Origin of the sequence: Rubrobacter taiwanensis (assembly GCF_004337705.1) — a bacterium.
Taxonomy (GTDB): Bacteria; Actinomycetota; Rubrobacteria; order Rubrobacterales; family Rubrobacteraceae; genus Rubrobacter_C; species Rubrobacter_C taiwanensis.
On record NZ_SKBU01000019.1, the window covers coordinates 1 to 12,282 of the forward strand.

A 12,282-nucleotide genomic window follows, 5' to 3' on the forward strand; every position below is an offset into this window, starting at 1 on the left:
CTCCTTCTTTGGTCAGTTACAGAGCAACTAGACCGTATACAGGAGTAGGCTCCTCCTCTTCAACCTCCTCTATGAATAATTCAGGCTAGAGGAGGTCGGCGTCCGGTATCCGGGGTTGGCCCGGTCGGAGGAGCTTCGCCGGACGGCCGAGAGGTACTACGCGGACTTCCGCCCGGCGGTCGAGGCGGGCGAGGAGGAGCCAGAGGCCTTCGCGCGGGCCGGCGAGCGGAGCCTGAGGGAGCTGGAGGCGCTCGAAGGTGCTGTACAGGAGATCCAGCGCGTGGCCCAGGAGCGCTCGGAGGCGGCGCTGGACCGGCTGCGGGCCGCGAACGCCGCGGCGCAGAGGAACCTCATTGCTGTCGTTGTGAGCCTGTTCCTCATCGGGGCCGCGCTCTCGTACACCACGGTGCGCATGGTCGGCGAGCTCCGGAGCCTCTACGCCCGGGAGCAGCAGACGAACGAGAAGCTCGCCCGGAGCGAGGAGCGCTTCCGCGCGCTGGTCAAGAACTCTTCGGACATCATCAGCGTCTTTGAGGCCGATGGCACGATTATCTACCACAGCCCCTCGCATCAGCGAATCCTGGGCTACCGGCCGGAGAAATTGGTTGGCCGGAACGTGTTCGAGCTGCCCCACATCCACCCGGAGGACTTCGGCATACAACGGAACTTCTTCGGCCGGATCCTGGCCTCCGGGCCGGACGAGCTCCAGACGGCCGAGTTCCGGTTGCGGGACGTGGAGGGCCGCTACCACGTCATGGAGGCCGTCGGAGCCAACCGGCTGGATGACCCGCTGGTGCACGGGATAGTCATTAACTACCGCGACGTGACCGAGCGCCACCAGGCCGAGGAGAAGCTGCGCTTCCAGAAGGCGCTGCTGGAGTCTCAGACTGAGGCGTCCATAGACGGCATCCTGGTCGTCTCGGAGGGCGGAGAGATCCTCTCTTACAACCGGCGTTTCGTCGAGATCTGGAGCGTCCCGGAGGAGGTTATGGACTCCCGGCGGGACGAGGACGTGCTGCGGTTCGTCGTGGAGAAGGTCGAGGACCCCGTGGGTTTCCGGGCGCGGGTCGGGTACCTCTACGAACACCCGGAAGAGGAGAGCCACGAGGAGATCCCGCTGAGAGACGGGCGGGTCCTGGACCGCTACAGCGCGCCGGTCAGGAGCGCGGACGGCGTCTACTACGGCCGGGTCTGGTACTTCCGGGATATCACCGGGCGCAAGCGGGCCGAGGAGCAGCTGCGCCGGTATGCGGCTTTGATCGACCTCTCCTACGAGCCTATCTTCGTCTGGGATTTGGAAGAGGGTATCGTCGAGTGGAACAAGGGATGCGAGCGGCTCTACGGCTACAGCAAGGAGGAGGCTGCCGGCAGGGTGAGCCACCGGCTGCTCAAGACCGTCCACCCGATAACGGTGGACGAGTTGAAAGAAGCGCTCCGGCGCGACGGCGTCTGGTCGGGCGAGGTGCGTCACACGACGCGCGGCGGGCGCGAGGTGATCGTCGAGAGCCGTCACCAGCTGGTTGAATCACAGGGGCGGCGGCTGGTGCTGGAGACCAACCGGGACATCACGGAGCGCAAGCGCATCGAGGAGGAGCTTGCGCGCTCCCTGCAATCCAAAACGGACTTCCTCGCCGACGTCTCGCACGAGCTGCGCACGCCGCTGACCATGATCCGCACGAACGCCGAGGTGGGACTGCACGTCGCACGCGACTGCCCCCACATAGAGCAGCTGGAGCAGATAGCGGTGGGGGCGGTGCGTATGTCTCGGCTGGTGGACGACCTCCTGTTCCTGGCCCGCTCGGACTCCGATTCGCCACCGCTAGAGATCAAGGCCGTGGCCGTACCGCTCTTCTTGGTCGAGCTGGCCGGCCGCGCGGAGGCTCTGGCTCGGGAGCGCGGCGCGGCCTTCGAAGCCTCACTCTGCGGCGAGGGCTGGCTCAGGATTGATCCCGCCCGCATCGAGCAGGCCGTGCTTATCCTGGTGGACAACGCCGCCAAGTACGGCTCCACAGGAGATCCGATAACCCTGACCGCGGCTACCGCGGGCGGCGAGCTGTATCTGAGGGTGGAGGACCGGGGGCCGGGCATCCCCGCCGAAGATCTGCCGCGCGTCTTCGACCGCTTCTACCGGGGCAAGACGGCTCGCAGCGACGGGCGTTCCGGGGGAGGCACCGGCCTGGGGCTCGCCATAGCCCGCACCATCGTGGAGGCACACGGCGGCCGGATGGAAGCTGCAAACCGGCGCGGGGGCGGGGCCAGCATGTCCATCTACCTGCCGGTGGCTCAGAGCCTTGCGGATACGCCCGAAGTGCGGAGCCCGATCGGCTCCGCGTAGGTCTACTCCCCGGAGGAGTGGCTCTCTTCCGGTCTGGTTCTCTCGGCGCGGAACGCCGCCGCAGCCAGCATCAGCGCGCCGGCGACTATCGCGACGTCGGCGGCGTTGAAGACGGGCCAGATGCGGAAGTCCAGGTAGTCGGTCACGGCCCCGGCGGCGATGCGGTCGAAGAGGTTCCCGGCCGCCCCGCCGAGCACCAGTCCGCATCCGGAGGTCACGTACCGGGATGGAGGGTGGGCGAGCAGCATCCAGAGCACCGCGCCCACCGCGATGATGCTCCCGATCATCAGGATGCCGGGGCTCCCGTCCAGGATACCGAACGCTCCGCCGGGGTTCTCGATGTAGGTCAGGTGGAAGACGCCGGGGATCAGCGGCACGCTCTCCCCAATGTTCATGGAGGACTCCACGGCCCGCTTGAGCACGTAGTCCACCCCGAAGACCGAGGCCGCGATCAGGGCCGCTCCCGGCACCGCGGCTCTCCGGCGGCCGGCTCTTCCCTTTTGCGGATGATCACTCACGGATGGTCAGATCGTACCATACGGCCGTCTTCTGGCGGCCTCGCTTGGCCAGGGGATGATCGAGGCGCCGCCGCTGCGCTCCAGCACGGCGTATTTGATCTGCTCCACCCTCTCTATACCCTGCGTCATGCGCGCCTGCTCTAAGATGTCCGCGGGCCGCCTCAGGTCTGGGTGAGGTCGAGCCGGAGGCCGCCGGCGAATGCTGCGCGGCGCTCGTGCAGCCGGGTGGCGGCCTCCCCGCAGGGAGCACACCACACCCTGCCGCTCCGGACGAGATCCCGCAGCACCCCAAGCGCCTCGTTCAGTACCCGGAAGCGTTCTTCCCGGTCCGCGAGGAACGGGTGGAACAGCAGGGATGCGTAGCCGCCTTCTCCGACGATCTTTTCCAGGACCGCCCGGACCCTCTCCCCGAAGCGGTGGGGAGGCAGGGGGTCCTCCGACCCCGTGTCGGCCCTGCGCAGTTCTCCGAAACGCGGCAGATAGTAGTAGGCGTCTATCAGCCGCCAGTCGAAGGGCAGAACGGCGAGCCCCTCCAGCATGCCCGCTCCCTCCCCCGCCGGTGAGCAGTAGGTGAAGCCCAGCTCCGCGAGCAGACCCCACGAGGAAGGGTTGAGCCGCCCCCCCGGCGGCCGGAAGCCCCGCAGCCGAAGGTTCAGCCTCTCCATCTCGCGGACTCCACGCTCCAGCAGCTGCACCTCCTCGGCGGGACTCAGACCCGCCCAGTACTCATGCCGCCAGCCGTGGTATCCCAGCTCGTGGCCGCGGCTCGCGATCTCCAGGAGCGCTTCGGGGTAGATCCGGGCGTTAAGGCCCTCGACGAAGAACGTGGCCCGGATGCCGGACTCGTCCAGCAGATCCAGCACCCGCGGCAGTACGCGCCTAACCGAGAAGTGACGCCCGAGCGGTTCTCCTCCGGGCCACAGCCCGCGCTCCAGATCTGCAGCCTCCCCCAGATTGTCGAAGGTCACGCTGACCGCGGCGTGGGGACGCTGTGAATCCCAGCCGGCGGCTGCGCCGCTCGCATCGCTCATCGTCCGCCTCCTTCCCCCCATCCGGTAACCTCCCCGACCACGTTCAGGAAGGCCTTCAGAACCGGAGAGGTATCGCCGCGCCGCCAGACGGCTCCGAGCTCTATCTCCGGCGAAAGGCCCTCGACAGCCTTGTAGACGACACCGGTCCTCTGGAGGTTCCGCAGCGAGGCGGGGACCAGCGTCACTCCTATGCCCCCGGCGACCAGACTGACTGTGGTCTGCATGAGCCAGGCCTCCTGTACCACCCTGGGCTCGAACCCTGCCCGCCGGCAGTGCGCCGCGATCTTGTCACGCAACCCCGCCCCCCGGTATTTGGGAGTGAGCACGAACGGCTCCTCCGCGAGATCCTGAAGCGTTACCCGGGGCCTCGCCGCCAGAGGATGCGTATCCGGCAGAACCGCGACGAAGGGCTCGCGCGAGACGGACCGAGACTCCAGAGAGCCCTGCTCGAAGAGCGGCAGGTACAGAAAGCCCACGTCCACACGCCCGTCACCCAGAGATCCAAGCAAACGATCCGGATCCGCCTCCCGCAACAGCAGCTCTACGCTCGGGAAACGCTCGCCGAAAGCCCGCAGAAGCGGAGGGAGTATCCGGTTGGCGGCAGAAGGTACGAACCCCACGGATAGCCGCCCCACCTCTCCCTGCCCGGCACGTTGCACTACGCTGGCCGCCTGCTCAGCGTGTACCAGAAGCCGCCGCGCCTCCTCCAAAAGCAGCCGCCCGGCCTCCGTCAGCCGGACGTTGCGCTTGTTGCGGTAGAAGAGCCGCGCCCCAAGCTCCTCCTCCAACTGCCGAATCTGATAGCTCAACGGAGGCTGCGCCATGTGCAGCCGCTCAGCCGCCCGAGTGAAGCTCAACTCCTCCGCCACAACGACGAAATAACGCAGCCGCTGCAGATTCATGCCTGGATTTATACAGGATATGTATTAATAGGTCAAGTAAATGTATTGGACGTATTACTCTTCTGAGATCAGAATTAGGTATGAGGAGTTTGGATGAGATATCTTGCGGCATGGTAGGCAGTGAGCTCATATCTGCGGAGGAGGCTGCGGCTCTGGTAGGGTCGGGCAGCACGGTCATGGTGGGGGGGTTCGGTCTGGTGGGGACGCCGCTGACGATACTTGAGGCGCTTGTTGCTTCGCCGGGGGTGAGGGATCTCACGACGATCAGCAACAACGTCGGCGAGCCGGGCAAGGGGCTGGGGAAGCTTTTGCTTGCGGGCAAGATCCGGCGGGTGATCGGCTCCTACTTCACCAGCAACCCGGACGTTCTGGAGCGTTACGGCCGCGGTGAGCTGGAGGTCAGGCTCGTCCCGCAGGGGACGCTGGCCGAGGCCATACGCGCCGGGGGTGCGGGGATCGGGGGGTTCTACACCAGGACGGGGGTGGGGTCGGAGCTGGCCGAGGGGCGGGAGGTGCGGGAGATAGATGGGCAGCTCTACCTCTTCGAGAAACCTTTGCGGGCGGATATCGCCCTCATCCGGGCTCACCGGGCGGACGCTTTAGGCAACCTGACCTACTACAAGACGGCCCGCAACTTCAATCCGGAGATGGCCACTGCGGCGGATGTGGTCGTCGCCGAGGTGGACGAGATCGTCGGGGCCGGGGAACTGGACCCGGAGCACATCGTAACGCCGCACCTGTACGTGGACTATCTGGTGCGGGCGGAGATCACGCTCAGGAGCGGGCCGGAGCCGCTCTTGGACCGGACGGGAGGTGGGTGAGTTGTCGGCGAGTCCGGTGGCGCATGAGATCGCGCGCAGGGTCGCCCGGCATCTGAGACCGGGCGACGTGGTCAACCTCGGCATCGGCATCCCCACGCTCGTGGCCGATCACGTGCCCGGGGGCGTCAGGGTCTTCCTGCAGACCGAGAACGGCATGCTCGGGGCCGGTCCCACGCCCGGGCCCGGGCGGTTGGACCCCGAGCTCATAAACGCCGGAAAGCTTCCGATCACGGAGGACGTTGGGGCCTCCTACTTCTCCAGCTCCGAGTCCTTCGCCATGATCCGGGGCGGCCACGTCTCCGTGGCGGTTCTGGGCGTCCTGCAGGTGGACCGTCTGGGGCGTATCGCCAACTGGGCGATCCCGGGCCGGCCGGTCCTGGGCGTGGGCGGGGCGATGGACTTGCTCGCGGGGGCGAAGACGGTCGTGGTGGCGACCACGCACCTGACGAAGAGGGGCGAGCCCAAGATCGTCGAGGAGTGCTCCTTCCCGCTCACCGGGGACCGCCCGGCGGACCTCGTCGTGACCGAGCACGCCACCTTCTCCGTAGACGAGGAAGGGCTCGTACTGGAGGAGGTGGCACCGGACTCGGCGTTCGAGTGGGTGCGCGCGAATACCCTCGCTCCCTTCCGCGTCTCCGCGGAGATCGGGGCGGAATCCGCCAGGGAGGGTCTTTGAGGGGTCCGGGAGAGAGCGGGGCTCCGGCGGCCGTGTACCGGGACCATCTGAGGCAGGGCCGGCTCGCCTACCAGCGCTGCACCGATTGCTCGTCCGCCGTCTTCTACCCGCGGGTGCTGTGTCCGGTCTGCGGGAGCGGCGCGCTGGAGTGGCGCGAGAGCGCGGGGTGGGGAACGGTCTACGCGACGACCGCCGTGCATAGCCGGAACCGCGAGCCCCGCAGCGTCGTCTTGGTGGACCTCGATGAGGGCTTCCGCATGATGAGCCGGGTTGAGGGCGTTCCCGCGGAGGAGGTCGAGATCGGGGCGCGGGTGCGTTTCGAGGTGCGTCTGGAGGGAGGAGAGCCCGTAGCGGTTTTCCGCGGGGAGGAGCGTTGAGCCTCCGGGGCAGGGTGGCGATCGTCGGGGCGGCCGAGTCGGATCTCGGCGAGGTCGGGCCGGGCTTCACGCCGCTGGACCTCATCGGGCAGGCGGCGAGCCGCGCGCTCGAGGACGCCGGTCTGAACAGAGAAGAGGTGGACGGGCTGTTCAGCGCCTCGGTCTACTACCAGATGCCGACGCTCTCCGTTGGGGAGTACCTCGGCATCCGCCCTCGCTACTCCGACGCGACGATGATGGGTGGCAGCTCCTTCGTCTCGCACCTGCTGCACGCGGCGTCTGCCATAGTGGCCGGGCTCTGCGAGGTGGCCCTGATCGCCTACGCCTCTACTCAGCTCTCCGACGGCGGATTCCGCGGCGTGAGCGACCCGCCCGATCCCTACGAGACCCCCTACGGCCCGCGCTACCCGGTCAGCATGTACGCTCTGGCCGCCTCCCGGCACATGTACCGGTACGGGACCACCCGCGAACAGCTCGCCGAGGTTGCCGTTGCCGCCAGGGAATGGGCGAAGCTGAACCCGAAGGCCTTCAGGCGCGATCACCTGAGCGTCGAGGACGTGCTCTCCTCGCGCATGATCTCCTCGCCCCTGAGCCTCCTGGACTGCTGCCTGGTGACCGACGGCGGCGGCGCTCTGATTCTTGTCTCCGCCGAACGCGCAGAAGAGCTGCGCAAGCCCCCCGTCTACGTGCTCGGCGTGGGCGAGGCCCACTGGCACCGCAACATCTCCGAGATGCCGGACCTCACCGTGACCGCAGCGGTAGATTCAGGACGACGGGCCTACGAGATGGCGGGTGTCGGTCCGGAAGAGGTGGACGTGGCGATGCTCTACGACGCCTTCACCATCAACCCGATCTTGTTTCTGGAGGACTTGGGGTTCTGCGAGAAGGGCGAGGGCGGCCCCTTCGTGGAGGACGGCCGCATAGCCCCCGGCGGAGAGCTTCCGGTCAACACCAACGGCGGCGGGCTCTCGTACAACCACCCCGGCATGTACGGCCTGCTCCTGCTGGTCGAGGCCGTAAGGCAGCTGCGGGGCGAGTGCGGCGAGCGGCAGGTGGAGGGCGCGGAGGTCGCCCTCGCTCACGGCAACGGCGGCGTGCTATCCAGCCAGGTGACGGCCGTCCTGGGCTCGGCGAATGCTCTGTGAGGAGGAGTCTCCATGGTCGAATCCAAAAAGATCCGGGTGAAAGAAGAAGATCTGCGGGAGTTCTGTACACGGATTCTCGAGTCCGCCGGCGTCCCGCGGAACGATGCCGAAATCGTCGCCGACTCGCTGGTAGATGCGGACCTCGCCGGAACGGGCTCCCACGGCGTAACCCGGATGAGCGACTACCTCGGCCGGATGGAGCAGGGACTCGTCTCCCCGGTCACGAAGATAGAACTCGTGCGCGAGACACCCTCGACGGCGCTCTTGGACGCGAACAACGGCTGGGGACAGGTGGCCTCGGAGAGAGCGGTCGAGCTCGTGGTCCGGAAGGCCAGAGAGACGGGCAGCGCCTGGGTCGGCGTCCGCAACTCCAACCACAACGGCACGGCGGCCTACTGGACCGTGAAGATCGCGCACGAGGGGATGGTCGGGATCTGCTCGATGAACACCTCGCCCGTCATGGCCGCCCACGGCTCCAGACGCCCCACCCTTGGCACTAACCCCCTCTCCATCGCCGTCCCGTCGAGCTCCGGCCGCCCGGCCGTGCTGGATATGGCCACAAGCGAACAGGCGCGGGGCAAGATCATACTCGCCGCCAAGAACAACGAACCCATACCGGAGGGCTGGGCGATAACGAAAGACGGCCTGCCGACCACCGACGCAAAGGAAGCGCTGAAAGGTAGCGTCCTGCCCCTCGGCGGACCGAAGGGCTCAGGACTGGCCATCATGCTGGATATCCTCTCCGGTGTCCTGACCGGAGCCAGCTTCGGAGCCACCATGCCCCGTATGTACGACGACCCGGCCCCCCAGAGAGTCGGGCACATCTTCTCCGCGATCGATATAGAAGCCTTCATGCCGCTGGATGAGTTCCTCGCCCGCATGGACGAGAAGGAGCGGGAGACCAGAGAAGGCCCGCCCGCCCCCGGCTTCGAACGCGTCCGGATGCCCGGCGACGGCCGCCACGAACGTCAGGCCGAACGCCGCACCCACGGAATCCCTCTCAGCCCCGAGATCCACGCCGAACTGTTGCGCCTCGCCAAACGCTACGGCGTTCCGGCCGAAAGACTCCGGCCACACCCCCGGACAATCACAGACTGAGATAAAAATTATATAAATAGCCGGAAAAACAGTATTTGACGTATCATGGATGGTTCAAGATAATGACGATGAGGAGGTTTGCTAAATAGGGTGGTGCGGGGCCCGCCGGGCGGGTGTTCGCGTTACGGGAAGGAGGAGCGGCGGTGGCTGACGTGGTAAGAGAGGTACGCAACGAGCGGCTGGCGCGGATACTGCCGGAGGCCATCGGAGCGCTGCACGAGCTGATCGAGAAGCATCGGGTGACCGAAGAGGAGTGGCTGGCGGTGCTCGGCTTTCTAACCGAGGTCGGCAAGAAGGACGAGTTCGTCCTGCTCTCCGACGTGACGAAGACCTCTGTCCTGGTGGACTCCATAACCCACGAGGACGGCGCTGCCACCCCGAGCGACGTGGAGGGTCCGCTCTACCGCGAGAACCCACCGTGGCGGGAGAAGCCGGTCAAGATCTACGAGGAGTACGAGGGTATCGAGGAGGGCGACGTGCTCTTCGTGCGCGGCAGGGTCACCTCCACGGACGGCACGCCGCTGAGTGGCGCGGTCCTCGACGTCTGGCAGACCGGCCCCACCGGCGGCTACGACGTCTGGGACGAGAGGCAGCCGGACTACAACTTCCGGGGCCGCTTTGGGGTGGAGGAGGACGGGAGCTACGAGTTCCAGACCATGGTGCCCAAGCCCTACACCGTGCCGACCGACGGCCCGGTGGGGAGGTTGCTGGAGGCCATAGGGCAGCACCCCTGGCGTCCGGCGCACATACACCTCATAGCCGAGGCGGAGGGGCATGAGACGCTCACGACCCAGATCTTCTTCCCGGACGACCCCTACCTGGAGAACGACACCATAGGGGCGGTCAAGCCGGAGTTGGTCAGGCCGCTAGAGAGGTGTGAGGACGAGGAGGAGATCTCGCGCCGGGGCCTCGACGGCCCGTTCTACACCTGCGAGTTCGACATAAAGCTCAAGCCCGTAGTGCGGGGCTGACCGGAGGAGGGAAGATGGCCGAAAGAACCCTGATCCGTGGCGGACACATCATCTCCATGGACCCCCAGATCGGGGACATCCCCGGCGGGGACGTCCTGATCGAGGGCGAGGAGATCGCGGCGGTTGCGCCGTCCGTAGACGCCTCCGGCTGCGAGGTGGTCGACGCCTCGGGCGCCATCGTCATCCCGGGCTTTATCGACTCCCACCGGCACACGTGGGAGACCGTGATCCGGGGCATCGCCCCCGACGTCACCCTCGACGGCTACTTCCAGCTCGTCCTCGACACTTTAGCTCCGGCCTACCGCCCGGAGGACGTCTACGCTGGGAACCTCCTCGGCACGCTCGAGGCCATAGACGCCGGGGTGACCACGCTCTTGGACTGGTCGCACATCAACAACACCCCCGACCACGCCGACGAAGCCATCCGGGCGCTGGCCGAGACCGGCATCCGCGCCGTCTACTGCTACGGCAACCCCAATACCTCCCTCGCCGACTGGTGGTTTAACAGCACCCTGAAGGCCCCCGAGGATATCCGGCGGGTGCGCGAGAGGTACTTCTCCTCCGACGAGGGCCTGATGACCCTCGCCATGGGGACCCGCGGCCCCGGCTTCTGCACCCCGGAGGTCGTCAGGCACGACTGGGAGCTCGCCCGGGAGGTCGGTGTCCCGATCAGCGTCCACGTCGGGATGGGGCCCGTAGCCGGGCGCTTCAGGATGGTCGAGCAGCTCCACGACCTCGGTCTGCTCGGCCCGGATATCACCTACATCCACTGCAACCACCTCACCGACCGGGAGTTCCGGCTCATCGCGGAGACCGGCGGCACCGTCTCCATCGCCCCCATGGTGGAGATGACGATGGGCCACGGCATGCCCCCGACCGGGGAGGTCCTGGCGCACGGTATCCGGCCCAGCCTGAGCTGCGACGTGGTGACCAGCGTCCCCGGCGACCCCTTCACCCAGATGCGCTTCCTCTTCGCCGCCGAGCGGGTTCGGGTCCACGAGCGGGTCTTCGAGGAGGAGCTGGAGGAGATACCGCCGCTCCTCTCCTCGCGCGACGTGCTCGAGTTCGCCACCATCGAGGGCGCGCGCACCGTGGGCCTCGCCGACAGGACCGGCTCCCTCACCCCCGGCAAGAAGGCCGACGTCGTCATGCTGAGCATCGAGCGGGTCAACGCCGCGCCCGTCGTGGATCCGGTGGGTACGGTGGTGTGCAGCATGGACACCTCCAACGTGGACTCCGTGTGGGTGAACGGGCGCGCCCTCAAGCGCGGTGGCAGGCTCGTGGACGCGGACCTGGAGCGTGCCCGCGGCCTCGCCGAGGACTCGCGCGACTACCTCGTCGCGCAGGCTGGCCCCCTGCCGCACTGGACTACCCCGCGCACGGCGGGGGAGGCGGCGCCGGGCGTCGGGGCCTGAGCGCGGGCTGTGCGAGCCGTTTTGCTGGAGCGCTACGGGGAGCCCTCCGCGCTGCGCCCGGTAGAGGTTCCCACCCCTAAACCTCAGGAGGGCGAGGTGCTGGTGGAGGTGCGGGCCGCCGCGGTGAACCGCAGCGACGTGCTCAACGTTCGCGGCTCGTTCCCCATGACCACCCTGCCCCGCATCCCGGGCCGGGACTTCGCCGGGATCGTGGTGGAGGGCCCGGAGGACCTTCTCGGCAGGGAGGTGTGGGGCACCGGGGGCGGAGAGCTGGGTTTCACCCGCGACGGCACCCACGCCGAATACGTGACCCTGCCTCGTGGCGCCGCGGTGCCCGTGCCGGAGGGGCTAGATCTGGAGGGGGCCGGGGCCTCCGGGCTCGCGTACCTCGCCGCCGCCATGGGGGTCATGGATCTGGGCGGGATCTCCGCCGGGGAGACGGTGCTCGTCACCGGGGCGGCGGGCGGCGTCGGGAGCGCGGCGGCCGGGATCTCGCGCTGGAAGAGAGCCTCCCTCGTGATCGGGGCGGTCAGAGACGGATCGGAACGGGAGGCCGCAGGGAAGGCGGGAGCCGGAGTCGTCATAGACACCTCCCGAGAGAACGTGCCGGAGGCCGTCATGGCCGCAACAGAGGGGAGGGGCGTGGACCTCGTCCTCGACGCCGTCGGCGGCCCGCTCTTCGAGCCCTGCCTGAACAGCCTCGCGCAACGAGGGCGCATGGTCGTCCTCGCGACGGTAGGGGAGCGGCGGGTCTCCTTCGACCTCTTCGACTTCTACCGCAGGGAGCTGCGGCTGCTTGGGCTCATGACCTCGCGGCTCGACGCCGCGGGCAGCGGGGATGTGCTGCGCAGCCTGCTCCCCGGCTTCGAAGCGGGCATCCTGCGCCCCCCGCCCGTGGCCGGGCGCTACCCGCTCGAGCAAGCCGGAGAGGCCTACTCCCGGGTCGAGAGCGGGGAGGCGGGTGGTCGGGTGCTGCTCGTCATGGATTAAGCG

The 12,282-nt window shown here is 67.6% G+C and carries 13 protein-coding genes; 9 read left to right on the forward strand and 4 right to left on the reverse strand.

Annotation, left to right across the window (positions count from 1 at the left end; genetic code table 11):
* The first annotated feature begins 115 nt into the window (after positions 1 to 115).
* Positions 116 to 2,335, forward strand: a complete 2,220-nt coding sequence (locus E0L93_RS10970) for a PAS domain S-box protein (RefSeq protein ID WP_132691850.1) — start codon at positions 116 to 118, stop codon at positions 2,333 to 2,335.
* A gap of 2 nt (positions 2,336 to 2,337) precedes the next feature.
* Here the strand turns inward: E0L93_RS10970 and lspA are convergent, their stop codons facing one another.
* From lspA to E0L93_RS10990, 4 genes are read right to left on the reverse strand one after another with little or no spacing between them, the layout of a single operon-like run.
* On the reverse strand, positions 2,338 to 2,805 hold the full coding sequence (gene lspA, locus E0L93_RS10975) for a signal peptidase II (protein WP_207890446.1): 468 nt from the start codon (positions 2,803 to 2,805) through the stop codon (positions 2,338 to 2,340).
* A gap of 54 nt (positions 2,806 to 2,859) precedes the next feature.
* Positions 2,860 to 2,982 (reverse strand): hypothetical protein, encoded by a 123-nt coding sequence (locus E0L93_RS16465; RefSeq protein WP_279387491.1) that lies wholly within the window; start codon positions 2,980 to 2,982, stop codon positions 2,860 to 2,862.
* A gap of 32 nt (positions 2,983 to 3,014) precedes the next feature.
* Entirely contained in the window at positions 3,015 to 3,884 is an 870-nt protein-coding gene (locus tag E0L93_RS10985; RefSeq protein ID WP_165874309.1) for a polysaccharide deacetylase family protein, read from the reverse strand.
* A complete protein-coding gene (locus E0L93_RS10990) occupies positions 3,881 to 4,786 on the reverse strand; it encodes a LysR family transcriptional regulator (protein ID WP_132691856.1) in 906 nt (301 codons plus the stop codon). The genes E0L93_RS10985 and E0L93_RS10990 overlap by 4 nt, the downstream gene beginning before the upstream one ends.
* Positions 4,787 to 4,896: 110 nt before the next feature.
* Between E0L93_RS10990 and E0L93_RS10995 the strand changes: the two genes are divergently transcribed.
* From E0L93_RS10995 to E0L93_RS11030, 8 genes are all read left to right on the forward strand, one after another.
* Positions 4,897 to 5,607, forward strand: a complete 711-nt coding sequence (locus E0L93_RS10995) for a CoA transferase subunit A (protein WP_132691858.1) — start codon at positions 4,897 to 4,899, stop codon at positions 5,605 to 5,607.
* 1 nt (position 5,608) lies between these two features.
* Positions 5,609 to 6,283 carry a 3-oxoacid CoA-transferase subunit B gene (locus E0L93_RS11000; RefSeq protein WP_207890447.1) on the forward strand — a complete coding sequence of 225 codons (675 nt, stop codon included), beginning with the start codon at positions 5,609 to 5,611 and terminating at the stop codon, positions 6,281 to 6,283.
* A complete protein-coding gene (locus E0L93_RS11005; RefSeq protein ID WP_132691860.1) occupies positions 6,280 to 6,660 on the forward strand; it encodes a Zn-ribbon domain-containing OB-fold protein in 381 nt (126 codons plus the stop codon). The genes E0L93_RS11000 and E0L93_RS11005 overlap by 4 nt, the downstream gene beginning before the upstream one ends.
* Positions 6,657 to 7,805 carry a thiolase gene (locus tag E0L93_RS11010; protein WP_132691862.1) on the forward strand — a complete coding sequence of 383 codons (1,149 nt, stop codon included), beginning with the start codon at positions 6,657 to 6,659 and terminating at the stop codon, positions 7,803 to 7,805. Before E0L93_RS11005 ends, E0L93_RS11010 begins: the two co-directional genes overlap by 4 nt.
* Positions 7,806 to 7,817: 12 nt before the next feature.
* Positions 7,818 to 8,903: an Ldh family oxidoreductase gene (locus E0L93_RS11015; RefSeq protein ID WP_132691864.1), complete on the forward strand. Its 1,086-nt coding sequence runs from the start codon at positions 7,818 to 7,820 to the stop codon at positions 8,901 to 8,903.
* A 143-nt stretch (positions 8,904 to 9,046) separates the two neighbouring features.
* Positions 9,047 to 9,874, forward strand: coding sequence for a dioxygenase family protein (locus E0L93_RS11020; RefSeq protein WP_165874310.1), 828 nt, complete (start codon positions 9,047 to 9,049; stop codon positions 9,872 to 9,874).
* A gap of 14 nt (positions 9,875 to 9,888) precedes the next feature.
* Entirely contained in the window at positions 9,889 to 11,289 is a 1,401-nt protein-coding gene (locus E0L93_RS11025; protein ID WP_132691868.1) for an amidohydrolase family protein, read from the forward strand.
* Between the two features lie 9 nt (positions 11,290 to 11,298).
* Positions 11,299 to 12,279, forward strand: a complete 981-nt coding sequence (locus E0L93_RS11030; RefSeq protein ID WP_132691870.1) for a quinone oxidoreductase family protein — start codon at positions 11,299 to 11,301, stop codon at positions 12,277 to 12,279.
* The last annotated feature ends 3 nt before the right edge of the window (positions 12,280 to 12,282 follow it).

What these genes read in the sequence shown, in the direction of transcription:
- E0L93_RS10990 (WP_132691856.1), bottom strand. Translation starts at nt 4,786, where the DNA reads ATGAATCTGCAGCGGCTGCGTTATTTCGTCGTTGTGGCGGAGGAGTTG.
- E0L93_RS11025 (WP_132691868.1), top strand. Translation starts at nt 9,889, where the DNA reads ATGGCCGAAAGAACCCTGATCCGTGGCGGACACATCATCTCCATGGAC.
- E0L93_RS10995 (WP_132691858.1), top strand. Translation starts at nt 4,897, where the DNA reads ATGGTAGGCAGTGAGCTCATATCTGCGGAGGAGGCTGCGGCTCTGGTA.
- E0L93_RS10985 (WP_165874309.1), bottom strand. Translation starts at nt 3,884, where the DNA reads ATGAGCGATGCGAGCGGCGCAGCCGCCGGCTGGGATTCACAGCGTCCC.
- E0L93_RS11015 (WP_132691864.1), top strand. Translation starts at nt 7,818, where the DNA reads ATGGTCGAATCCAAAAAGATCCGGGTGAAAGAAGAAGATCTGCGGGAG.
- E0L93_RS16465 (WP_279387491.1), bottom strand. Translation starts at nt 2,982, where the DNA reads ATGACGCAGGGTATAGAGAGGGTGGAGCAGATCAAATACGCCGTGCTG.